Here is a 23,423-nt window from a genome sequence, read left to right as displayed (position 1 = left end):
TTAAAAGTGCGAAGGCATACAAAGATTTGCATGATTGATTATTGTAAAGGCTGTTTGAATTGTTTTCAGACGGCCTTTATTGTTTTATATTGCTTTCAAAATATCAGAATCTTGATTGCAAATGATTCTATGAAATAGCCGTAAATGTTATACTTAGCCTCTTGTTTGCCGATTTGGAAAAGCGGCGGCAGACTAAGTTTTTTACAATAAATGTAACGGCAGAATAGATTAGGCTGTCGGGCAACATTCAAACCGATGAAATGGATAGCAGAAAATGAGCAGAATCCAACAAACTTTCTCAGCGCTCAATGGCGCAAAAGCACTGATTCCTTATATTACAGTGGGTGATCCCAGCCTTGAGACAACCTTGGCATTGATGCATAGCCTGGTGGCTAATGGTGCTGATATTTTGGAACTGGGTGTGCCGTTTTCTGACCCGATGGCAGATGGTCCGACCATTCAGCGTGCGGCCGAAAGGGCGTTGGCAAATCATGTTTCTTTGTACGACGTATTGGAAACAGTACGTTTGTTCCGCCAAACCAATGATAAAACGCCGATTGTGTTAATGGGTTATTTGAACCCAGTACATAAAATGGGTTATCAAGCGTTTGCACAAGCGGCTGCCGACGCTGGCGTGGATGGCGTATTGACTGTGGATTCTCCGGTAGAAACCATTACCCCGCTGCATGACTCGTTGAAAGCGCAAGGTATTGATTGTATTTTCCTTATTGCGCCAACAACAACTGAGGAGCGTATTCAAACGATTGCCAAAGTAGCCGGCGGTTTTGTGTATTATGTATCGCTCAAAGGTGTGACCGGTGCGGCAAGTTTGGATACTGAAGAAGTTTCGCGTAAAATAGAGCTTTTGCGCAAATACATCGATATTCCGATTGGTGTCGGCTTCGGCATCAATAATGCGGAGAGTGCGCGTAAAATTGGTGCGGTAGCGGATGCCGTTATTGTCGGCAGCCGTATCGTCAAAGAGATTGAAAGCCACGCAGGTAGCGAGGCCGAAGCGGTAGGCGTGTTAGTTAAAGAGTTGAAAGACGCGATTCGCTAATATTTTTTATTCCATTATTTCAGACGGCCTTACGTTCAACAGGCCGTCTGAATTCTGAATTCCAAGGAGTCATTCATGAGCTGGCTAGATAAAATTCTTCCTCCGAAAATTAAAAACCGAAGCAGTTCGTCCAGCGTCCCTGAAGGCCTGTGGCACAAATGTCCGTCTTGTTCGGCAACGGTTTATTCAACCGAGTTGAAGCAAAACAGCGAAGTCTGCCCGAAATGTAATCACCACAATCCGCTTTCTGCGCGCGAACGTTTGAATCTACTTTTGGATGAAGAAGGCCGTGAAGAGATTGCAGCCAATATTAAACCGACCGACCCGCTGAAATTCAAAGACAGCAAAAAATATCCTGACCGCCTCGCGGCTGCGCGTAAAGCAACCGGTGAAGACGATGCATTGGTTGTTATGAAAGGCACCATGAACGGCCTGCCTGTCGTTGTGGCTGTATTTGAATTCCGTTTTATCGGCGGCTCTATGGGCTCGGTCGTGGGTGAGCGTTTCGTTCAGGGTGTACGTCGTGCCGTTGCAGATAATTGTTCGTTTATTTGCGTGGCGGCTTCCGGTGGTGCGCGTATGCAGGAAGGGATTAACTCTTTGATGCAGATGACGAAGACCAGCGCGGCTTTGCATTTGCTGACTGAAAAACGTCTGCCGTTTATTTCTGTATTGACCGACCCGACCATGGGCGGGGTATCTGCCAGCTTTGCCTTCTTGGGCGATGTGGTTTTGGCAGAACCGAATGCGCTGATTGGTTTTGCCGGTCCGCGCGTTATCGAGCAGACTGTACGTGAAACCTTGCCGGAAGGTTTCCAACGTGCAGAATTCTTGTTGGAGAAGGGGGCAATCGACCAAATCGTCGATCGCCGTTCCATGAAAAAACGTATCAGCGATTTGATTACCTTGTTGCGTCATGAGAGCAAAGTAACTGCTGCTTGATTGGCACAATAAGAAAGGCCGTCTGAAAATAATATTTCAGACGGCCTTTTTGATTATTGATGATTAAGCAGTCAATGCGGCTTTCAAAACCTTATTGACTTCACCCATGTCAGCTTTGCCGGCCAGACGGGTTTTCAATACACCCATGACTTTACCCATATCTGCCATGCCTGATGCACCGGTTTCTGCAATGGCTGCATCAACGACAGTCTTGATTTCTTCTGCGGACATCATTTGCGGCAGGTAGCGGTTGAGGATTTCGATTTCCGCGTTTTCTTTGTCAGCCAAATCTTGACGACCGGCTTCGGTATAGATTTTGGCGCTGTCTTTGCGCTGTTTCACCATTTTGGTCAGGATAGAGATGACTTTGGCGTCATCGGCTTCGGTGCGCTCATCTACTTCAAATTGTTTGATGGCGGCATTAATCAGGCGGATGGTGCTTAAAGACACTTGGTCTTTGGCACGCATGGCGGTTTTCATGTCTTCGGTTAATTGTGTTTTTAGGCTCATAATGTTCTCACTTTATATAAAAAGATGCCGTCTGAAAAACAAAACACACCGCAAAGCTGCCCTTGCGGTGTGTCGTTTATCACAGGGCAGGCCTGTAATTAGTACATTTTAGGAGGCAGTTGTTGGCTGCGCAGGCGTTTTTGCAGACGTTTGGCTGCAGCAGCTTTTTTGCGTTTGCGTTCGGTAGTTGGTTTTTCGTACGCTTCACGGGCGCGCAGTTCGGTCAACAGACCGGTTTTTTCTACGGCACGTTTGAAACGACGCATGGCAACTTCAAATGGTTCATTCTCTTTAACACGAATAGCAGGCATTTTATTTCCTTTAAATTTTGTTCAATCAAACCGTTTTAAGAAATAGAGGACGGTTTGTCATAATGGGGGAGTTGTTGTATCGCTGGTTTGCCTAGGGCAGGGCGGGATACGCGCCGTGATGTAAACATCACCTCCTAACAAGTCGGCTTTTGCCGTGCAAGTGACCTTTTCGGTCAGAAACAATCGGGCGATTATCTTATAAACCCGATAGTCTGTCAAGGTTGCAGGCCGTCTGAACGTTTGATTCTGTCTCACTTTTCAGACGGCCTATCTGGTATTAATAACGACCGGGAACCGTACCCATACGTTGTTTCAACGAAGTTTGCGGTTCGTTGAACAATGACGCGTAGTAAGTCGCGTTGGTCATGACTTTTTTCACGTAATCACGGGTTTCGGTGAATGGGATGGTCTCGGCGTAGATGGCGCCTTCCAAAGGAGAAGAAGCCTGCCAGTTGCGGGCGCGGCCTGGGCCGGCGTTGTAGCCTGCGGTGGCCATCACTTCGTTATTTTGCAGGCGGCGTTTGGCATCTGCCATGTACCAAGTACCCATGCGGATGTTGCCGTCCATGGTGTAGAGTTCGCTGCTGCTCATGCCGATTTTGCCGGCGATTTCGCGGGCGGTCGCAGGCATGACCTGCATCAGGCCTTGTGCGCCGACGCTGGATTGTGCGCCCATGACAAAGCGGCTTTCTTGGCGAATCAAACCGTAAACCCATGCCGGGTCAATACCAGCCTGTGCGGCATAGCGGACGGTTAGGTCTTTAAACGGAGAGAGGTAGCGCAGTTTGTAGTTGAGTTTGTGGTCGGTACGGTCTGCACTGTTGATTGCCATGTCGTAGAACTGGTTGTCAAAAGCAACTTGTGCGGCAGTCAGCAGGTTGTCTTCGTTGAAGTCGCGGGTGGCAAAACGCCATTCCGCCTGTGCCTGACGGCGCATTTTGGAATCGCCGTTGCTTTGGCTGTTTTTAAACAGAACCAATGCGCGTTTGATGGCACCGTCTTCGCTCATGCGGCGGACGTCTCTGGCATCGGCATCGGAAACGTTGTTGCGCGTATTGATGCGGCGGCCCAGTTCTTCACCTGCCATTACGGCGTAGAAATTGCGTCCGGAAGCGGCGGCTTTTTCGTACATTTCTTTGGCTTGGCCGCTTTTGCCTTGTGCGGAAAAGCTGCGGCCCAGCCAATATTGCCATGTCGGGTCTTTTTGCAGTTTTTCAGGCATATGCTGAATTACGCTTGCCAATTCGTCCCAACGCTGCAGACGCAAAGCGGCGCGTGCGTACCATTCCAATTGTTCGTCGGTCAGTTGTTTGCGGTCGGAAACGCGGCCGTAGTAGCTCAAAGCGGTCGGCATATTTTGGCTTTGTGCATGGTAGTGGCCCAATACGCCCCATGCGAAGCTGCGTTGTTCGCGGCTGAGGCCTGATTCCATGTCGGACAGGGTAGCGGCGGCAGAAGCGGATTTGCGTGCATCTTTGCCGATTACGCTCAACAGGCTGTATTCGGTTGCGCCTTGCGCGCCACCTTCAAAGGGGCTGCCCAATGCGGCGGCGAGGTTGCGTGCATCTGTGGTTTGGCTGTTGCTCAATAAGCCGCGTACGCGACGCCATGCATCGTTGGCGTTCAGACGGCCTGAAGCTGCCGCGCTTTCAACCAAGCGGGTACAGCCAGCAGGCAGTTTGCCGGTAACGCGAACCAGCTCGGCGGCTTTGCTGTAATTGCCGCTGCTCAAATCGGCATAACATTGCACTTCTTGTGCGACGCCGGCGGCGTTCAATTTGCTGAATTCTTGACGGAACAAATCCCATTGGCCGCGCGCGCCCAAGGTTTTCAGCCATTCGTTGCGGACATTTTCAGCCATTGCGCTGTCGCTGGCTTGGGATAAAAATTGTTGTACCCAAGCATCGTCGCCGCGTTTGGCGGCATCGATGGCGCTTTGGTATTGGCTGTAATCGGACAGGACTTTGGATTCGCTGTCGGCGCGGCGTGAAGGAATAGAAGTAGATTTAGGCTGAACGACGGTTTCGGTTTTCGAAGCAGTCGGTGTGTTTTGGGTAGCGCACGCCGATAAAACAGCGGCGGTAATCAAGCTGAGGGAGAGAGGGAAAAGACGTTGAACGTTCATTGGGTACCGTGTCGTTTTTAGAATCAAAATAACTGCTTATTTTAAATGATTTATGCGGAATAACCGAATTACAAACCGATATTTACATTTTCAAAGCCTGGAGATGACTAAGGCCGTCTGAAATATGAAACACTTTTGAGGTATTTTTATTTCAGACGGCCTTTTATGAAGGAAGTCGTCAATCGGGTTTGTGTTCGATATAGTCTTGCGGCTTGTCGGCTTTGCTGGTGCGCGTAACCGTATATTCGCCTTCGATAATGTCTTCATCCTCTTTGGCGGAGCTGTAAGTCTGACGGCTTTGGAAAGACTGCGTAGAAGAAGCGGTCGCGTTGCCTCTAAACGGAATCAGCAAGAGCAGGGCGACGGCGGTTGAAATAAAGCCGGGACTGAGCAGGAAAACCGCGGCAGCAGTATAGCGAATCGGCCACAGCATCTGATAGAGGGAAATGTTTTGGCCGCTGCGGACGGCTGCACCTGCGAGTAAAAGGCCTGAGATGCCGGTATGGCGCAGCATAAAGATACCGCTGATAAAGCTGAGAGCCATCACAAACAGCGTCCAGCCGCCACCTATCCAGTCGGCAACCCAGACGATGGACATGATTTCCAAAAAGATTAAAACCAAAAAACCGATTCCAAAATACTGCATAAGTGTTTGTTCCTTCATTCAACGGATAGTGTCGATTGTGTTCTATCTAGATAAAGATAAACCTTATTTTTTCAAGCAAATGCTGTGTGAAAAAGGGTAAACGGGCGATGAGGCTGTCTGAACGGAGATTAAAAGAAGACAGATGTTTCAGACGACTTTTAGATATTCTATCGCATCACATTGTTCCAATCGCTTTCAAAATAACTGACGAGGATTTGGTTGTTCAAATAATTTGCTTCCACCTTGCGCCTTGCCATATCAGGCGGAAAGCGAAACATTTCGGCAACGGTCTGGGCATTGAGATAGCGGGTGGGTACGTCGAATTTTTGCGGAATGGGGAAATTTTGGTCAAACCCTGCCAACACAAATCCCCATTCGCCAAAGGAAGGGACGTAGACATGATAGGGTGCGGTATTCAACTTGGCCGCTTCGAGGGTGGCAACGACCGACCAGTAGGCGTTAGGGGCGAAATAAGGCGAAGTCGATTGCACAACAATCTTGCCCTGCGGCTCAAGATGGCGGGCAACGAGGCGGTACATAGGGACGGAGTAGAGTTTGCCCAGCGAGAAATTGGACGGGTCGGGCAGGTCGATGATGATAACGTCGAATTTTTCAGACGACCCTTCCAGCCATTTGGCGGCATCGTCGTTGACGACGTGCATTTTGGGATGGGACAGCGAGCCTTGGTTGAGGGCGCTTAAGGTGGCGGAAGTTCTAAAAGTGGCGGTCATGTCGGGGTCGAGGTCAACCAAAGTAACATTTTTGACCTGCGGATATTTTAAGACTTCGCGTGCCGCCAATCCGTCGCCGCCACCGAGAATCAGGACGCGCTCGGCGTTGGGAACCATCTGCATGGCAGGCAGGACAAGTGCTTCATGGTAACGGGCTTCGTCGCGTGAGGAGAATTGCAGGTTGCCGTTGATATAGAGGCGGGTGTCGTTTTTCCAGCGGGTAACGACCAGCCGCTGGTAGGGTGAGTGGCTTTGATAGACGACGGGGTCGCCAAAATAGCTTTGTTCAGCTTTGAAGGAAATACGGTCGGCGTAGACGAAGATGATGGCGAGGATGGATAAGACAATCAGCGCACGCAGGCGGATGGCGCGGTAACGGGGCAGTTCGGCTTTGAAGACGCGCGCGGTCAGATAGGCGACGGCGGCGTTGAAGATGCCAAACAACAAGGCGGAACGCGCCATGCCGAGTTTGGGGGCGAGCAGGAGCGGAAATAATAAGGAGACGGCAAGTGCGCCCAAGTAGTCGAAGGTCAATACTTTGGAAACGAGTTCTTTAAATTCCGCACCTTTTTGGTTTAACACGCGCATAACCAAAGGGATTTCCATGCCGACAACCATGCCGACAATCAGTACAAAAGCGTAGAGCAGGGTGCGGAACGGGGCGGCGGATAAACCGAAGGCCACAAATAATGCCAGCGCGGAAATGCCGCCGATGATGCCGACCAGAAGTTCGATTTCGATGAAGCGGTGCAACACGTCTTTATCTTTGATGTATTGGGTCAGGTGGGCACCGATACCCATTGAAAACAGATAAAGCCCGATGACGGAGGAAAACTGCAAAATACTGTCGCCCAAAAGATAGCTTGCGAGAGCGGCGATGATGAGCTCGTAAGCGAGGCCGCAGCTGGCGACGATAAAAACGGAGATGATGAGGGTGCGGTGGGCGTTCATGATGACGTTTTTGTTGCTTGAGTGTGGGCAATGTAATGATTTTTAAGGTGGGCTGCAAGTTTAATTATAGGATGTAGAAAAGGCCGTCTGAACAAATTGTTTCAGACGGCCTTTAATCTGTCAGGCATTAATAGCGGTGTTTGAATACCATGCCCACTGCGTAAGAAGATTTTTTCGGCAAATCTTCTTCGTATTTCGGATTGACGTTTTCTTTCAACCAGCCGGCACCGAGTGTGGCGGTTGTCCGTTTGGAGAAGCTGTAATCGGTGCTGACGGCGACGTGTTTGTAGTCTTCGCCGACAGAGCTTTTACCGTAGGCAAAGCCGATTTGAGGTTTGAAATTTCCTACTTTGTATGAGCCGGACACCATAAATTCTTTGGTGTTGTTGATTTCTTTGTCGTAAGAACCGGCTACGTTGCCTGCCGCATCTTTCCATACGCCCCAGCAGCTGAAGCCGTCGCAAGTATTTTTGGCGTATTGGAATGCGGCATCGACGGAGATTTTGTCTTTGCTGTATCCGGCCATGAATGCATGGGCTTGGAAGTCTTTGGTTTCGGTTGGAGAGTCGTTGGGTGCGTATTCGGCAGCGTAGTGCGCGTTAAAGCCGTTGTTGGGGTGGTAGTAGTCCACGCCCCAGCCGAAGACCCAGTCGCCGTCACGTTTTTTGTCCGGATTCCAGTCATTGTTGTTGCGCGCGGCATTGGAACCGGGGGAAACGTTGAATTTGAATTGGAAACCGTTTTTCCAAGGCGACTCATAAGCCATGGAAACACGGCGTTGGCCGAAGCGAGAAATTTTGCCGAACTCTAAAATCGGGCTGTTGGTGTCGAACGGGTTCAGATAAATGCTGTTCATGGGCGTACTGATGTAACCCATTTTGACGGTGCCAAGGTTTTTGTAGCTGTTGAGAGCGACGTATGAGTCGGCAGTACCCCAACCGCCCCAGCGGTCGGAATCGAAGTAAATAAAGGAGCCAAGTTGCCATTTCAGCCATAAGTCGTTGTTGAGTCGTACTTCATCGGAGAGATAAAGACTGGAACTTTTATCGGAAATGGTTGTATTGGTGACGCCGGTTTTATTGTTGTGTTCGACCTCGGTCATGATGTAGATGGTGCCGCTCATTTTAGGTTCGGCATGGGCGGCACTTAGGGAAGAGCCGATGAGGGCAGTGGCAATAAAGTAAGATAACTTCTTCATTTGATTCTCCTTTTTATGTCTTTTTCTTGCTTATGGCGAAAGAGTTCGGATAATCTTATTTGACAAAACATAAAAAATCAATACATTTGTAACTTATCGTAGGATAAATTGAAAAATAGTTTTCAGTTACGTATTTTTGTGTTAATTTGCCGACAATCTTAGACGGCTATTATTATTTCGATGGAATATATGGTTTAAAACACTATTTTCATGGTTTGAAATAGATGATTTAACTATGCTGGAAAACTTCTAAATAAATGTAGTTGAGTGTAGTTTGAATAATCAGGCCGTCTGAAAAAGAAGAATACCCAAAAGAAGGAATGAAATATGGCCGGAAAAACCTATCCGCTGTTGGCTGCATCATTGGCTGCCGTATTCGCATTGTCAGCGTGCAGCCGCGATGTTAAGCCTGCTCCTGAGTTTAAGCGTACCGATTATGAGCGCGTGGTAGTCAGCAACGGCGTCGAGCCGGGCACGCTGGATCCTCAGATGAGCGGCGATATGGCGGCCGGTGCGATTATCCGTCAGTTGATGGATGGTTTAGTCGGTACGGATGCCGAAGGCAAAACCATTCCTGCTTTGGCGGAAAAATGGGAGAGCGAGGGCGAGCGTATTTGGACCTTCCATCTGCGTGATGCCAAATGGAGTAATGGCGATCCGATTACTGCCGAAGATTTCGTGTATAGCTTCCGCCGTCTTGCCGATCCGGCTACCGGCGCACCTTTCGGCAGCTATTTGGTCGATGCCCAAGTGGAAAATGCGGAAGATATATTAAACGGCAAAGCCAAGCCTGAGACATTGGGTGTCAAGGCATTGGACGCGAAGACCCTGCAATTTACGCTGATTGCGCCCGTGCCTTATTTCCCCGATATGCTGATTCAGCAATTCACTTTCCCAGTTCATCGTGCCACTGTCGAAAAATACGGCAACAAGTGGACGCAGCCCGGTCATTATGTTTCCAGTGGCGCTTATCTGTTAAAGGATTGGAAAGTCAACAGCCACATCAATATGGAACGCAACCCCAATTATTACGATAAAGACAAAGTAGCCATTCCGAAGGCGATTTTCTTGTCAGGCAGCGGCGAGTACAACCGTTATCGCGCCAATGAAATTGATGTGACTTACGGTATTCCCAGCGATCAGGTCAAAGTGGCGGATATTGAGTTTCCCGGCCAAGTAAGACGTACAACTTCTTTGTGTAGCTGGTATTTGGAGCCGAACCACGAAGCAGCGCCGTTTAATGATCCGCGCGTCCGTAAGGCGCTCAATATGTTGACGCGCCGCGACATCGTCGTCAAAGTGGGCGGCCGTGGCGATACGCCTGCGTTCCAATTGACGCCGCCGCAAATGCAGGGCGTGATTCCTGTTTATCCGGAGTGGAAAGAGTGGACGCCTGAAAAACGCATCGAAACCGCACGCAAACTGTTGAACGAAGCAGGCTACAACGATGACCATCCGCTTGAGTTCGATATCTTGTACAGCACCAGCGAAGCGTCTAAAAAACAAATTACTGCCGTGCAGTCGGTGTGGAAAGCCGCCATTCCGTTTATCCGTCCGACTTTGTCCAACGAGGAATGGAAAACTTATTTGGATACGCGCGCGCAAGGCAATTTCAAGGTTTCGTTCAGCGGCTGGTGTTCTGATTTTAACGATCCGGCGGGCATGCTCAATATCTTGAAATCCAACAACTCAAACAATGCATTCCGCTACAAAAGCGCGGCGTTTGATACATTTATGAACAATACGCTGAAAGATGGTGTCAGCAAGGAAGCGCGCAGCCAGCTCTATGCCGATGCGGAGAAGCAGCTTCAAGAAGACGCTGCACTGATTCCGCTGTATCATCAGGTTGAAGTGCGTATGGTCAAACCCGATATTATCGGCTATTCCGACAAAGACCCTTTGCGGAACTATACGGTCAAGAGCTGGTCGTTCGCACCGAAAAAATAGATTGATTATAGACAGCATAAGTTTTCAGACGGCCTTGATGACAGGGGCCGTCTGAAACAATAGGAGACATAACACATGAAATCTGTACAACAACGTTTGTCCGCTTTACGCGAAGCCATGAAAAAACATGGCGTGGACGCGTTTGTCATTCCTTCCGCCGATCCGCACCTTTCCGAATACCTGCCCGAGCATTGGCAGGCACGTCGTGATTTTTCCGGCTTTACCGGTTCGGCCGGCACTTTGGTGGTAACCGCCGATAAAGCAGGCGTGTGGACGGACAGCCGCTATTGGGAACAGGCCGGCCAACAGCTTGCGCCAAACGGCATCGAGCTGCAAAAAATGGGCGTTGATGCGCCTTATACCGAGTGGCTGGCACAAAATCTGCCCGAGGGCGCAGTGGTCGGCGCGCCTGCCGATATGTTCGCACTCAGCGGCGAGCGCGGTTTGAAGCAGGCACTTGCCGCCAAAAACATCCGCCTCGAATATCCTGAAACCTTGTTGGACGAAGTGTGGGACGACCGTCCTGCATTGCCGACTCAGGAAATCTACGTTCACCATCCCGATTACGTTTCCGAAACCGCGGCCGAAAAACTGGCCCGTATCCGTGCGGCCATGAAAGAGCAGGGCGCAGATGCGCATTTGGTTTCCTCTTTGGACGACATCGCTTGGATTACCAATCTGCGCGGCGACGATGTGCCGTTCAATCCTGTTTTCTTGTCCCATTTGTTTATCAGCCAAGACAAAGCCGTATTGTTTACCGATGCAGGCCGTCTGAAAGCCGAATCTGCCGAAGCTTTGAAAGCGGCAGGTTTTGAAGTATTGCCTTATGCTCAAGTGGCGGACTATTTGGCTGGCGTTAAGGGTGCATTGTTGATTGATCCGAATAAAACCGCCGTCGGTACTTTGCGCCGCCTGCCTGAAGACGTTCGTTTGATTGAAGCCATCCACCCAAGCACATTCTTCAAATCAGTCAAATCCGATGCCGACATCGCCCATATCCGCAATACCATGGCGGAAGACGGCGCGGCATTGTGCGGCTTCTTTGCCGAGTTTGAACAAATCTTGGCAGACGGCGGCGAATTGAGCGAGCTGGACATCGACGGCATGCTCTACAAACACCGCAGCCAACGTCCCGGCTTTATTTCACCAAGTTTCGACACCATCGCCGGCTACAATGCCAATGCCGCCTTGCCGCATTACAGCGCGACACCGGAAAACAACAGCAAAATCAAAGGTGACGGTATGCTGCTGATTGACTCCGGCGGCCAATACTGGGGCGGTACGACCGACATCACGCGCGTGGTGCCTGTCGGCAATCCGAGTGCGGCCATGAAACGCGACTACACTTTGGTGTTGAAAGCGCATATTTCTCTGGCGGAAACCATTTTCCCTGAAAACATCAAAGGCCCGATGATTGATGCCATCTGTCGCAAATCGCTCTGGCAGGCACAATGCGATTACGGTCACGGTACAGGTCATGGCGTGGGCTATTTCCTCAATGTGCATGAAGGCCCGCAAAGCATTGCCGTTGCCGCCGTACCGCAACCACATCACGCAATGAAGTCAGGCATGCTGACGTCCAACGAGCCGGGTCTTTACCGTCCGGGCAAATGGGGTATCCGTATTGAAAGCCTGGTCATCAACCGTCCGGTTGAAAACCCTGAGGAAACCGAGTTCGGCAAATTCCTGTATTTCGAGACCGTTACCCTCTGTCCGATCGATACGCGCCTCATCGATACCAAGCTGATGACCGGCAGCGAAATCGAATGGCTGAACCAATATCACGCCGAAGTGCGCCGCCGTCTCGAGCCTTTGACAGAAGGCGCGGCCAAAGCATGGCTGATCGAACGCACCGAACCTTTGGCGCGTTAACGTGAAAGGCCGTCTGAAACGGCGGATACCAAGTTTCAGACGGCCTTATAACAACAATTATCTAAAAACTAAAAAACCTTACCCGACTCCGAATAAAAACAATAACCCGGTCGGAATAGAGAGAGAAACCGGCGCGGCGACGTTACAGATGCCTGCTGCCATTCATTCGATTTCCGCTTCAGGTCAGCTTTGTTTTCACGAGTCCGGTATGTTCAGACAGGACAGCCTGATTATGTTGAAATTCATCATCAAACGGATATGTGCTTCCATCCCGACCATGCTGGTGTTGATTACCGTATCGTTTTTCCTGATGCGGCTCGCACCGGGCAGCCCGTTCACAGGCGAGCGCAACCTGCCGCCTGCGGTCATGGCCAACATCGAAGCCAAATACCACCTCAATGATCCGATGTACCTCCAATATTTCCACTACCTCAAACAATTGGCACATGGGGATTTGGGGCCGTCGTTCAAATATAAAGATTTCAGCGTTAATGAGTTGCTTGCCCAATCCCTGCCGGTATCGGCGGAACTCGGCTTCTACGCCTTTTTAATCGCCGCTATCTTCGGCATGTTTATCGGCATCATCGCCGCCTTAAAACAAAACAGCTGGCTGGATTATGCGCTGATGAGCGGTGCGATGACCGGTATCGTCGTTCCCAGCTTTGTGATGGCGCCGGTATTGGTGCTGGTGTTTGCCGTCAGACTGCAATGGCTGCCTGCCGGCGGCTGGAACGATGGCGCACTGATGAACTTGATTTTACCTGTCGTTACTTTGTCCATCGGTTATGTATCCAGTATCGCGCGGATTACGCGCGGCGCGATGATTGAAGTATTGAACAGCCCCTTTATCCGCACGGCACGCGCCAAAGGCCTGCCCATGAGCCGCATCATCCTGCGCCATGCGCTGCGTCCCGCCATGCTGCCGATTGTTTCTTTCTTAGGCCCGGCATTCGTCGGCATCATTACCGGCTCCATTGTGATTGAAAACGTGTTCGGTATTCCCGGCGTCGGACAATTGTTTGTCAACGGCGCGCTCAACCGCGACTACGGCATGATTTTGGGTTTGACGATTTTGGTCGGCATCATGACCATTTTGTTCAACGCCATCCTCGATATTCTGTATGCCATTATTGACCCGAAAATCCGTTATTAATCCCATTTGCGCAAAGGCCGTCTGAAACGTTCAGACGGCCTGAAGAAAGAATAAAAAGCGAGAGAGAACATTATGTTATTTAAAAAGAAGCAGACTCAGGCCCTCGCAGAGGCAGCAGAATACGCCCAAGTGCACGGCAAAAGCCTGTGGAGCGATGCATGGCGGCGTTTTAAACAGAACAAAGCGGCAGTGTACAGCATTATCATCCTGTTGCTGATCAGCATTTTTGTGATTGTGGCGCCATGGATTGTCCGCTACACCTACGACTTCACCGACTGGGACAATATGCAGATTCCGCCGTCCTTTTCTACCCATCACTATCTGGGTACGGATTTGCTCGGCCGCGATTTGCTGTCGCGTGCGGCAACCGGCGGACGTATTTCCTTGCTGGTCGGTGTGGCCGGCGCATTGGTGGCCGTTGTCATCGGTACGCTTTATGGCGCGATTGCAGGCTTTATCGGCGGTAAGCTCGATTCGCTGATGATGCGCTTTTTGGAAATTTTGAACGCGTTTCCGTTTATGTTTTTCGTGATTCTGCTGACTACGTTCTTCGGCCGCAATCTGCTTTTGATTTTTGCCGCTGTGGGTTTGGTGTCTTGGTTGGACGTGGCGCGTATCGTGCGCGGCCAAACTTTGAGCTTGAAGCATAAAGAGTTTGTCGAAGCGGCGCGTGTGAGCGGCGTGGCAAAACGTAAAATCGTGACGCGCCACATTATTCCGAATGTTTTGGGCGTGGTGATGGTGTATGCCTCTTTGTTGGTGCCGGGCATGATTATGTTTGAATCCTTCTTGAGCTTCTTGGGCTTAGGCGTGCAAGAGCCAATGACCAGTTGGGGTTCGATGTTGCAAGAAGGCGCAATTTCTATGGAAGCCGCACCATGGCAGCTGCTCGTGCCGAGTTTCTTCTTGGTAACCACTTTGTTCTGTTTCAACTTTATCGGCGACGGCCTGCGCGATGCGCTTGACCCGAAAGACCGCTAAACCGCAACCAAAAGGATAATCAAAATGACAAAACAGTTACTGGTTGTAGAAAATCTGGACATCGATTTCGAACTGCATGAGAAAACTGTTCATGCCGTGCGTAATGTCAGCTTTAAAGTGGCAGAGGGCGAAACATTGGCTTTGGTCGGCGAGTCCGGTTCGGGCAAGTCTGTAACATCTATGTCCGTTATGCGCCTGCTGCCTGAGAAATTTGCCCGTTATGGCAAAGATTCGCGCATTACTTTTGACGGCATTTCCATTTTGGATGCAGATGAGAAAACCCTGCGTGATTTGCGCGGCAACCGCATCAGCGTGATTTTCCAAGAGCCGATGACTTCGCTCAATCCGTTTATGCGTATCGGTGCGCAGCTGATTGAAGCGGCGCGTGTGCACAATAAAAAGCTCGGCAAAAAAGAAGCAGGACAAAAAGCATTGGCATTGCTGGAACGTGTGGGCATCAAAGAAGCCGAGCGCCGCATGAAACAATATCCTCACGAGTTTTCCGGCGGTCAGTTGCAACGCATTATGATTGCCATGGCGCTTATTAATGAACCTGACCTGCTGATTGCCGACGAACCGACCACAGCTTTGGATGTGACCATTCAAGCCGAGATTCTTGATTTGCTCCACGATTTGCAACAGCAAATGGGCATGGCGATTATCTTCATTACCCACGATTTGGGTTTGGCGGAACACTATTCCAAAACCGTCTGCGTCATGCGTAATGGCGAAATTGTCGAGCGCGGCAAAATCAAAGAAGTATTTGCCCATCCGAAGCACGAATATACCGCCGAACTCATCAATGCCATTCCCAAAGGCATGAAAGAGCCGGAAGAAACCAGCGCCGGTGTGTTAATCGATGCCGACAATGTCAATGTTTCTTTCGTATTGAAGCAAAACTTTTTCGGCAAACCGCTCAAAACTTTTGACGCCGTCAAAGGCATCAGCCTCAAAATTAAAGAAGGCGAAACATTGGGCGTCGTCGGCGAGTCCGGTTCCGGCAAATCCACGCTGGGTAAAGCCGTCATGCAGATGCTGCCTTATACCGGCCATATCTCCTTTGAAGGCAAAGACCTGAAAAACTATACCGCCGAAGAAGCACGCCGTCTGAAATCGCAACGGCAAATTGTGTTCCAAGATCCGTTCGGTTCGCTTTCCCCACGCCTGACCGTTGGCGAAATTATTGGCGAAGGTTTGACGGTTCATCATCCTGAAATGACCAAAAAAGAACGTATCCAGCGTGTTTTGGAAGTCATGAAGGAAGTGTCCCTGCCGCTTGACGCGCTCAACCGTTATCCGCATGAATTCTCCGGCGGCCAGCGTCAACGTATCGCTATTGCACGCGCCGTTATCCTGCGCCCGAAATTCATTCTTTTGGACGAGCCGACCTCTGCGCTTGACCGCTCCGTACAATCCAAAGTGGTCGAGCTTTTGCGCGATTTGCAGAAGAAATACGGCCTGACTTATATGTTCATCAGTCATGATTTGTCTGTTGTGCGTGCCGTCAGCGACAATGTGATTGTGATGAAGCAGGGGGAAATGGTTGAGTACGGCAGCGCGGATCAGATTTTCCACCATCCGCAAAACGATTACACCAAACGTTTGATTAACGCCGCATTTGATTTGTAGAAAAGGAAAAGGCCGTCTGAAAAGAAGTTTTCAGACGGCCTTTTTAAGCGGAGGCTTTTTTCATCTAATTAGCGCTGCTATTGCCTATGCCTGTGCGGCATCCAATGCCTGTGCCAAGTCGGCAAGCAAATCGTCGATATGCTCGATACCCACGCTCAGGCGTACCATGTCGGGGCTGACGCCTGCTGCGGCGAGTTCTGCATCGTCAAGCTGGCGGTGGGTCGTTGTGGCAGGATGGGTAGCCAGCGATTTGGCATCGCCGATATTTACCAAGCGCAGGAAGAGTTGCAGTGCGTCGATAAATTTTGCACCGGCTTCGCGTCCGCCTTTAATGCCGAAACTCAGCAAACCGGAGGCTTTGCCGCCGTAGTCGCGGTCAATCAGAGCTTTATACGGACTGTCGGGCAGGGCAGGATAGTTCACCCATTCGACCTGCGGATGTTTCTTTAAGAATTCGGCTACTTTTAGGGCGTTTTCGCAATGACGTTCCATACGCAGGGCTAGGGTTTCTAAACCTTGCAGCAGTAAAAATGCGCTGTGCGGAGACAGGGCGGCACCGGTATTGCGCAGCGGGACGACGCGGGCACGGGCGATGTAGGCGGCCGCACCAAAATGTTCGCAGTAGTTTACGCCGTGGTAAGACGGATCAGGCCGATTGAAGGTTTTTTCAAAACGCGGATTGCCTGCCCATTGGAATTTACCGCCATCAATAATGGCACCGCCAATCGTTGTGCCGTGGCCGCCGATGTATTTGGTCAGGGATTGGATAACGATGTCGGCGCCGTGTTCGATCGGGCGGAATAATGTGGGCGTAGCGACGGTATTATCTACCATTAAAGGCAGACCTTGAGCGTGTGCGGCTTGGGCGAATGCTGGAATATCGACAACATTGATGGCGGGATTGCCGATAGATTCGCAATACACCAGTTTGGTGCGGCTGTCGGTATTGGCGGCGATTTCTTCTGGCTTGGCCGGATCAATAAAGCGTACTTCTATGCCTTGGCGCGGCAGGCTGTGGGCAAAGAAATTGTATGTGCCGCCGTAGAGGGTTTTGGTTGCAATGATGTTGTCGCCTGCTTCAACCAGGGTTTGAACGGCATAGGTAATTGCAGCCATACCGCTGGCGACAGCCAATGCGGCGATACCGCCTTCCAAACGGGCAACGCGCTCTTCCAAAACGGCAGTGGTCGGATTCATCATACGGGTGTAGATATTGCCCGCTACATCAAGGTTGAACAAGTCTGCGCCGTGTTGCGTGTTGTCGAAAGTGTAGGAAGTGGTTTGGTAAATGGGGACAGCAGCGGATTTGGTAGTCGGTTCGGATTGATAGCCTGCATGCAGGGCAATGGTTTCCCGTTTCATTTAAATATCCTTGTAGCGATTAAATAATGATAAATAGAGGCCAGCAGATTAGGATTTGAAGGGCAAACTTTACATAACGGAAAAGTTCGGTATGTAGCAGCATACAGCCTTTCCTATAAGAAAGATTACCCTGAGCGACACGCAACTGACCCAAGAAGAACGATATCACATTCGAGACCTGTCCTACCACCATACCATCATCGAATGACACTCCATCACGACACCGTTTGCCGCAACCTCCTCCAATATAAAAGCAACGGCGGTACTCTGTGGCAACAGCTCGGAATATGCAGCAAATCCTACTGCAAATGATAAGGAAGCACACGGACCTGAGGAAAAATGTACAATCGCGTCGGCATAGGAAAAGCCCAGCATGGTTGAGCAAAAATTCCGCATTGGTAATGGGTCGGCTGATACCATTGATGGCAAAGATTAGAAAAGCGAAGACCTTTGCAAAAATCCCCCCCAAAATTCCTAAATGTCTAGGTAGGACTTTAGGGATTTGGGGGAGTTTTAAAGGGATTAGGCCGTCTGAAACTGTGTTATAGAAAGTTTCAGACGGCCTTTACGGGATTCTTTGGATTTGAAAATAAAAAAAGACTTGAATCATCAAGTCTCGCATTTCATTTTTACTAGATAAAAAAATATCAAGAATGGCGGAAGCGGTGAGATTCGAACTCACGGAGGGCTATCAACCCTCGACGGTTTTCAAGACCGTTGCATTAAACCGCTCTGCCACGCTTCCATTCTTGAAGCCGTAATATTAATGGAACTTACGGCCTTTGCCAAGAGGTATTTTAGAAAAAATATCTAGGATTCTGTTTTTATTTGGATTGTTCTTCACGCATGAATACCCATTCGGCTTCGTTTGAAGCTGCCTCATTGAATGAATAGCCCTCGTAGTCGAAATTTTTGAGCATTTCAGGCTCGGTAATGCCGTGTTCTGCCGCGTAGCGTACCATCAAACCGCGCGCACGTTTGGCGTAGAAGCTGATGATTTTGTATTTGCCGTTTTTCTCATCTTTAAAAATCGGTGTAATCAGGCGTGCGTTGAGTTTTTGGGTGTTGACGGATTTGAAATATTCTTGTGAGGCGAGGTTGATTAAAACGTCGCTGTCTGCCTGCTTCAGCGTTTGGTTGAGCAGGTCGGTAATTTTATCGCCCCAAAATTCGTAGAGGTTTTTGCCGTGCGAGTTGGCAAAGGCTGTGCCCATTTCCAAGCGGTAGGGCTGCATCAAGTCGAGCGGGCGCAGTACGCCATATAGGCCGGAAAGTAGGCGGACGTGTTGTTGCAGGTAGTCGATTTGTTCCGGTTTGAATGTATCGGCGGCGATACCTTCATAGACGTCACCGTTGAACATAAATACGGCTTGTTTGGCGTTTTCAGGCGTAAACGGCGTGTGCCATACGGCATTGCGTTCGGCATTGAGCAGGGCGATTTTGTCGGAAACATGCATCAGCTCGGCGATTTGTTGAGGGGCAAGCTGGCGCAACTCCTGCATCAGGATTTCTGCTTCGGGCAGAAGGTCGGGCTGGGTAAAGCTGCTGACGGGGGAAGGGTCTTTTTCGTTGAGGTTTTTGGCTGGGGATAAGACAAAAAACATGATAATTTCGGCTTTGAAATGAATAATGTGTGGGATTGTAGGTTTAAAATTGAGGAAGAACAAGACGGGCTAAACGCATTAATTGAATGCTTTTATTGAAACGTATTTCTGTTGAAAGTAAAATTCGAAGCTTCCACCTGATTCTGACATTTCTACTTGAGGAGAATATCATGTCTAAAACCATTATCCATACCGACAAAGCCCCTGCCGCGATTGGCGCATACAGCCAAGCAGTCCGCGCAGGCGATACAGTTTATATGAGCGGTCAGATTCCTTTGGATCCGGCTACGATGACCGTGGTCGGCAATGGCGACTTCCGCGCCGAAGCAGTGCAAGTATTTAAAAACCTGCAAGCCGTAGCCGAAGCAGCCGGCGGTTCTTTAAACGATATCGTCAAACTCAATGCTTATTTGACTGATTTGGCCAACTTTGCCGTGTTCAATGAAGTGATGGCTGAATTTATCGAACAACCTTTCCCTGCACGTGCGGCAGTTGGCGTGGCCAGCCTGCCTAAAGGCGTTCAGGTTGAAGCAGAAGCAGTATTGGTTTTAAATGCATAAATGATGTTTTCAGACGGCCTGGGCTGGGCTTGAGGCCGTCTGAAAAGAATAACAACGGAAAACAATAATAATGGCACATTACGCAATCGGAGACATTCAAGGCTGTTTTGACGAGCTGACTTTGTTGCTTGCCAAAATCGGCTTTAATCATGGTACGGACACCCTTTGGCTGGTCGGCGATATTGTCAATCGCGGTCCGAAGTCATTGGAAACCCTGAAATTTGCCAAAGAGCATGACAGCAGCGTGCAAATGGTTTTGGGTAATCATGATTTACATCTTTTGGCAGTCGGTTGCGGTGAAGGAACGCTCAAGCGTAGTGATACGGTTGAGCCGATTTTGACCCATCCCGATAGTCATGCCATGCTTGACTGGCTGCGTCATCAACCGCTTTTGGTACGCGGCGACAGGCATGTGATGGTGCATGCCGGTATTTTGCCGCAATGGTCTGTTAATAAAGCCGAAAGCCTTGCCCGTGAAGCTGAGGATGAATTGCAAGGTAAAAAGTACAGGAAATTTTTTGGCAAAATGTACGGCAACAAGCCGACCGAGTGGACGGACGATTTGACAGGCTATGAGCGCCTACGCATGATTATCAACGTCTTTACCCGTATGCGTGCGCTGACGTACAAAGGCGAATTGGATTACGAATATAAATCCACTTTGAAAAAAATGCCGCTTTACCTGCGCCCTTGGTTTAAAGCACCCGATAGGCAGAATTTGGATTATATTACCGTGTTCGGACATTGGTCGTCATTGGGTTACGTTAATACCGATCAGGTTATTGCTTTGGATACCGGCGCGTTGTGGGGCGGAGAGCTGACAGCGGTCAATTTGGATACCAACGAAGTGATACAGGTACCATCCTTGGGCGGATTGGATTGGAAAACGGCATTGAAATAGTTTGGATAAAATAAAAAGGCCGTCTGAAATGTTTCAGACGGCCTTTTGTATTGGTTAATCCAAAGAAGGCAGGAGTTTGTCCGGATTCATAATGCCATAAGGGTCAAGCTGATTTTTGATGGCATGCATCAGAACGAGTTCTGCCTGCGTACGCACACGGGGCAGCCAATGTTTTTTGATTATGCCTACGCCGTGTTCTGCGGCAATCGTACCGTGGCAGGTAAGGATGTTTTCATAAACAATGGTATTGACGGCGTCTTCGTATTGGTAGGCTTCATTGCTCAATACATTGGGCAGGAATGTATTGTAATGCAGGCTGCCGTCGCCTAAATGTCCGAAGCAAACAATTTGTATGCCGGGAAAGCGGGTTTCCAAGGCAGGGGCGCATTGGCGGACAAAGGCGGCCACTTGGGCGATAGGGACGGCGATGTCGTGTTTGATGCTGGTGCCGAGTTTGCGTTGGGAAGCAGAAATATTTTCACGCAAGGTCCATAAGTCGGAGCGCTCTTGCTCGGATTGCGCCAAGATACTGTTTTCCCATCCGTTTTGATAGAGAAATTCGGCAAGCTTTTCATCCAGTCCGGCATCGGGAACGGAATCTGCAAGTTCAATCAAAATATGCCATTCCGCATCGGCGGGCTTTTTGAGTTGGCTGAATTCCGAAGATAAATCGAGGGCAAAGCGACTGATCAGCTCGAAGCTGGTCAAGCGCTCGGCAAAATGACCTTGCACCGCAGTCAAAAGCGAGACGGCGGATTCAATATCGTCTAAACCTACCCATGCGGTCGCTTTGGTTTTGGGCTGGGCAAAGAGTTTGAGTGTGGCTGCGGTAATGATGCCCAATGTTCCTTCGCTGCCGATAAAAAGATGGCGCAAGTCGTAGCCGGTCGTGTTTTTGTGCAGGGGCTGAAGGTGGGAAACCAGTTCGCCGTTTGGTAAAACGACTTCCAAACCCAATACCAAATCACGCATGCTGCCGTAACGCAAGACATTCAAACCGCCGGCATTACAGGCGATATTGCCGCCGATTTGGCAAGAGCCTTCGCTAGCAAGGCTGAGCGGAAACAGTCGTCCGGCTTCGGCTGCCGCCTTTTGAGCATTCTGCAAAATCATGCCTGCTTCAACCGTCATGCTGTTGTCGGCAAGGTTGATATCGCGGATGCGGTTGAGCTTGGAGAGATTGAGCAGTACGCCTTCGGTGGTTACTGTTGCACCGCATAATCCGGTATTGCCGCCTTGCGGGGTGACGCGGATGCGGTTTTCAAAACAGAAACGCATGATTTTCTGCACGCTTTCGACAGAGTTCGGCTGTAAGACAATATCCGGCGAAGAAACAAAGCGGCGGCGTTGGTCGTTTAACAAGGCCGGAGTGGCTTCGATGATTTCAGAAGCGGAAAGAAACTCAGTAAAACGGTCGTGAAGGTGCATGGCAGTCAGGCGGAAAAGTCGGGAAGGGGAGTGTGAGGAATGTAAAAAAGCAGGATACGCAATGGTATCCTGCTTTTCTTAATATTCAAAAGAATATTATTTAGCAGCTTCAGAAGCAGCGGCTTCGGTAGCAGATGCAGCAGCTTCAGTAGCAGAAGCAGCGGCTTCAGTAGCTTCGGAAGCAGCAGAAGCGGCAGCTTCAGTAGCAGATGCAGCAGCTTCAGTAGCAGATGCAGCGGCTTCGGAAGCAGCAGAAGCGGCAGTTTCAGCAGCTTTATCAGCACCGCCACAAGCGGCCAAAGCTAAAGACAACAAAGCAGCAGCGAACAGAGATTTTTTCATTTTTAAGAACCTTTTTTAAATCGATTTAAACTAAAAATAGCCGTCAGACGGCCTATACAGTAGAAATTCATTGCTGAATTTTTCAATATTATGCCCCACGAGATAGGTCAATGCAACGTTGCGTAACCGTTTGCCGGCTAAAATCAATACGAAAATAGTGAAAATAATGTAAATCATATTGGCGCGCGAAAAATCATCTAAAAATATTCATTATTAATGAAGATTTTAAAAATACATTATATTCAATTAGTTGTGTATTTTTATTTGTTATAGGTTTTAAGGGTTTGGAATGTTTTTGCGTTTAGGGAAATTTTTGTAATTTAGCAACTTTGTGTTGTGAAAAAGCAACTTTTATGGATTGGGATCATTCAATTTTGTTTTTTATATGGACTTTTTCGGTTTTGTTGTGTTTGCTAAAAGTATTTGTTTAAGGTAAACCGATTGTTTAGTTACAGCTGTGATAGAATAGCCTGAACTTGACTTTATAAATATTGATTAAGGACGACATGATGTCTATTGTTAAAAATTCCGTAGTTTCCCTGCATTATGAAATGTACGATGCAAACAACCAGTTGTTGGACAAAACCGAAGAGCCGATTGCTTACTTGCATGGCGGTTATGACGGTATTTTCCCTTTGGTGGAAGAAGCGTTGCACGGCAAAAATGTAGGCGATACCGTCGAAGTGGCTTTGTCGCCCGATGATGCTTTCGGCGAGCAAGATCCTGAGTTGGTGCGCATTGAAGATGTAAGCGTATTTCCTGTTGAAGTTGAAGTCGGCATGATGTTTGAAGCCGATGATCCGGAAACAGGCGATGTATTGATTTATCGTGTAACCGATGTTGCCGACGGTAAAGCCGTAGTAGACGGCAACCATCCTTTGGCCGGTATGAAAGTATTGTTCAAAGCGACCGTTGAAGGTGTACGCGATGCGACTGAGGAAGAAATTGCCCACGGTCACGTACATGGCCCGCATGGTCATCATCACCACTAATCAGGCTTGAAACATGATAAAGGCCGTCTGAACAGGAGTGAAACCTTCTTTTTCAGACGGCCTTTAAGTTTTTACAAGACAGATAAATAGGAAATTTTGGCTCAGGTCAAATCAAGCGGGGAAATATGGATTTTGTTAGAGACTACAATGAATTACATGTAACGGTGCGACAAAATCT

20 protein-coding genes and 1 tRNA gene are annotated in these 23,423 nt (G+C 49.3%); 10 read left to right on the top strand and 11 right to left on the bottom strand.

Annotated elements, in window-relative coordinates; genetic code table 11:
* The first annotated feature begins 274 nt into the window (after positions 1 to 274).
* Positions 275 to 1,060 carry a tryptophan synthase subunit alpha gene (gene trpA / locus ACTHTK_RS02655; protein WP_440378322.1) on the top strand — a complete coding sequence of 262 codons (786 nt, stop codon included), beginning with the start codon at positions 275 to 277 and terminating at the stop codon, positions 1,058 to 1,060.
* A gap of 75 nt (positions 1,061 to 1,135) precedes the next feature.
* Complete coding sequence (accD, locus tag ACTHTK_RS02650; RefSeq protein WP_440378321.1) at positions 1,136 to 2,002, top strand: acetyl-CoA carboxylase, carboxyltransferase subunit beta; 867 nt, start codon at positions 1,136 to 1,138, stop codon at positions 2,000 to 2,002.
* 63 nt (positions 2,003 to 2,065) lie between these two features.
* Here accD and ACTHTK_RS02645 read toward each other — a convergent pair whose 3' ends face one another.
* The 6 genes from ACTHTK_RS02645 to ACTHTK_RS02620 form a co-directional block, all read right to left on the bottom strand.
* Positions 2,066 to 2,512, bottom strand: coding sequence for a GatB/YqeY domain-containing protein (locus tag ACTHTK_RS02645; protein WP_063067897.1), 447 nt, complete (start codon positions 2,510 to 2,512; stop codon positions 2,066 to 2,068).
* A 98-nt stretch (positions 2,513 to 2,610) separates the two neighbouring features.
* Complete coding sequence (gene rpsU / locus ACTHTK_RS02640; protein WP_003680926.1) at positions 2,611 to 2,823, bottom strand: 30S ribosomal protein S21; 213 nt, start codon at positions 2,821 to 2,823, stop codon at positions 2,611 to 2,613.
* Between the two features lie 277 nt (positions 2,824 to 3,100).
* Positions 3,101 to 4,948 carry a transglycosylase SLT domain-containing protein gene (locus tag ACTHTK_RS02635; RefSeq protein ID WP_440378320.1) on the bottom strand — a complete coding sequence of 616 codons (1,848 nt, stop codon included), beginning with the start codon at positions 4,946 to 4,948 and terminating at the stop codon, positions 3,101 to 3,103.
* Positions 4,949 to 5,126: 178 nt separating this feature from the next.
* The gene (locus ACTHTK_RS02630; protein WP_199903851.1) at positions 5,127 to 5,594 is read right to left on the bottom strand and encodes an FxsA family protein; all 468 of its coding nucleotides are present in this window, start codon (positions 5,592 to 5,594) and stop codon (positions 5,127 to 5,129) included.
* A 167-nt stretch (positions 5,595 to 5,761) separates the two neighbouring features.
* A complete protein-coding gene (locus ACTHTK_RS02625) occupies positions 5,762 to 7,279 on the bottom strand; it encodes a polyamine aminopropyltransferase (protein WP_308881585.1) in 1,518 nt (505 codons plus the stop codon).
* 124 nt (positions 7,280 to 7,403) lie between these two features.
* Positions 7,404 to 8,474, bottom strand: coding sequence for a porin (locus tag ACTHTK_RS02620; RefSeq protein WP_070826500.1), 1,071 nt, complete (start codon positions 8,472 to 8,474; stop codon positions 7,404 to 7,406).
* A 327-nt stretch (positions 8,475 to 8,801) separates the two neighbouring features.
* On the opposite strand from ACTHTK_RS02620, the gene ACTHTK_RS02615 reads away from it, so the two are divergent.
* The 5 genes from ACTHTK_RS02615 (at position 8,802) to ACTHTK_RS02595 (ending at position 16,056) form a co-directional block, all read left to right on the top strand.
* Positions 8,802 to 10,421, top strand: a complete 1,620-nt coding sequence (locus tag ACTHTK_RS02615; RefSeq protein ID WP_107723502.1) for an ABC transporter substrate-binding protein — start codon at positions 8,802 to 8,804, stop codon at positions 10,419 to 10,421.
* 75 nt (positions 10,422 to 10,496) lie between these two features.
* Entirely contained in the window at positions 10,497 to 12,293 is a 1,797-nt protein-coding gene (locus tag ACTHTK_RS02610) for an aminopeptidase P family protein (protein WP_440378319.1), read from the top strand.
* 232 nt (positions 12,294 to 12,525) lie between these two features.
* Positions 12,526 to 13,446, top strand: a complete 921-nt coding sequence (oppB, locus tag ACTHTK_RS02605) for an oligopeptide ABC transporter permease OppB (RefSeq protein WP_314588557.1) — start codon at positions 12,526 to 12,528, stop codon at positions 13,444 to 13,446.
* A gap of 72 nt (positions 13,447 to 13,518) precedes the next feature.
* Positions 13,519 to 14,427, top strand: coding sequence for an oligopeptide ABC transporter permease OppC (gene oppC, locus ACTHTK_RS02600; RefSeq protein WP_003683112.1), 909 nt, complete (start codon positions 13,519 to 13,521; stop codon positions 14,425 to 14,427).
* A 24-nt stretch (positions 14,428 to 14,451) separates the two neighbouring features.
* Positions 14,452 to 16,056: an ABC transporter ATP-binding protein gene (locus tag ACTHTK_RS02595; RefSeq protein ID WP_107723500.1), complete on the top strand. Its 1,605-nt coding sequence runs from the start codon at positions 14,452 to 14,454 to the stop codon at positions 16,054 to 16,056.
* Between the two features lie 84 nt (positions 16,057 to 16,140).
* Here ACTHTK_RS02595 and ACTHTK_RS02590 read toward each other — a convergent pair whose 3' ends face one another.
* The 3 genes from ACTHTK_RS02590 to yaaA all read right to left on the bottom strand — a co-directional run bounded on the left by ACTHTK_RS02590 (position 16,141) and on the right by yaaA (position 19,022).
* Positions 16,141 to 17,418, bottom strand: coding sequence for an O-acetylhomoserine aminocarboxypropyltransferase/cysteine synthase family protein (locus ACTHTK_RS02590; protein ID WP_107723499.1), 1,278 nt, complete (start codon positions 17,416 to 17,418; stop codon positions 16,141 to 16,143).
* A gap of 654 nt (positions 17,419 to 18,072) precedes the next feature.
* Positions 18,073 to 18,163, bottom strand: a tRNA-Ser gene (locus ACTHTK_RS02585).
* A 79-nt stretch (positions 18,164 to 18,242) separates the two neighbouring features.
* Positions 18,243 to 19,022: a peroxide stress protein YaaA gene (gene yaaA, locus ACTHTK_RS02580; protein ID WP_063068245.1), complete on the bottom strand. Its 780-nt coding sequence runs from the start codon at positions 19,020 to 19,022 to the stop codon at positions 18,243 to 18,245.
* Positions 19,023 to 19,192: 170 nt separating this feature from the next.
* On the opposite strand from yaaA, the gene ACTHTK_RS02575 reads away from it, so the two are divergent.
* Both ACTHTK_RS02575 and ACTHTK_RS02570 read left to right on the top strand, forming a co-directional pair.
* On the top strand, positions 19,193 to 19,582 hold the full coding sequence (locus tag ACTHTK_RS02575; RefSeq protein WP_003746001.1) for a RidA family protein: 390 nt from the start codon (positions 19,193 to 19,195) through the stop codon (positions 19,580 to 19,582).
* A 70-nt stretch (positions 19,583 to 19,652) separates the two neighbouring features.
* Complete coding sequence (locus tag ACTHTK_RS02570; RefSeq protein ID WP_049331278.1) at positions 19,653 to 20,483, top strand: symmetrical bis(5'-nucleosyl)-tetraphosphatase; 831 nt, start codon at positions 19,653 to 19,655, stop codon at positions 20,481 to 20,483.
* Between the two features lie 54 nt (positions 20,484 to 20,537).
* Here ACTHTK_RS02570 and ACTHTK_RS02565 read toward each other — a convergent pair whose 3' ends face one another.
* Together ACTHTK_RS02565 and ACTHTK_RS02560 are read right to left on the bottom strand one after the other, a co-directional pair.
* A complete protein-coding gene (locus tag ACTHTK_RS02565) occupies positions 20,538 to 21,911 on the bottom strand; it encodes an FAD-binding oxidoreductase (protein WP_107723498.1) in 1,374 nt (457 codons plus the stop codon).
* A gap of 96 nt (positions 21,912 to 22,007) precedes the next feature.
* On the bottom strand, positions 22,008 to 22,253 hold the full coding sequence (locus ACTHTK_RS02560; protein ID WP_107723497.1) for a hypothetical protein: 246 nt from the start codon (positions 22,251 to 22,253) through the stop codon (positions 22,008 to 22,010).
* Positions 22,254 to 22,762: 509 nt separating this feature from the next.
* Here ACTHTK_RS02560 and ACTHTK_RS02555 point away from each other — a divergent pair.
* Positions 22,763 to 23,245 carry an FKBP-type peptidyl-prolyl cis-trans isomerase gene (locus tag ACTHTK_RS02555; RefSeq protein ID WP_003683125.1) on the top strand — a complete coding sequence of 161 codons (483 nt, stop codon included), beginning with the start codon at positions 22,763 to 22,765 and terminating at the stop codon, positions 23,243 to 23,245.
* The last annotated feature ends 178 nt before the right edge of the window (positions 23,246 to 23,423 follow it).

Source organism: Neisseria sp. P0006.S009, from assembly GCF_051962915.1.
In the GTDB taxonomy this organism is placed as follows: Bacteria; Pseudomonadota; Gammaproteobacteria; order Burkholderiales; family Neisseriaceae; genus Neisseria; species Neisseria subflava_E.
Note: the sequence above shows the minus strand (reverse complement) of the source record. Positions and strands in the feature narration are given on the sequence as shown.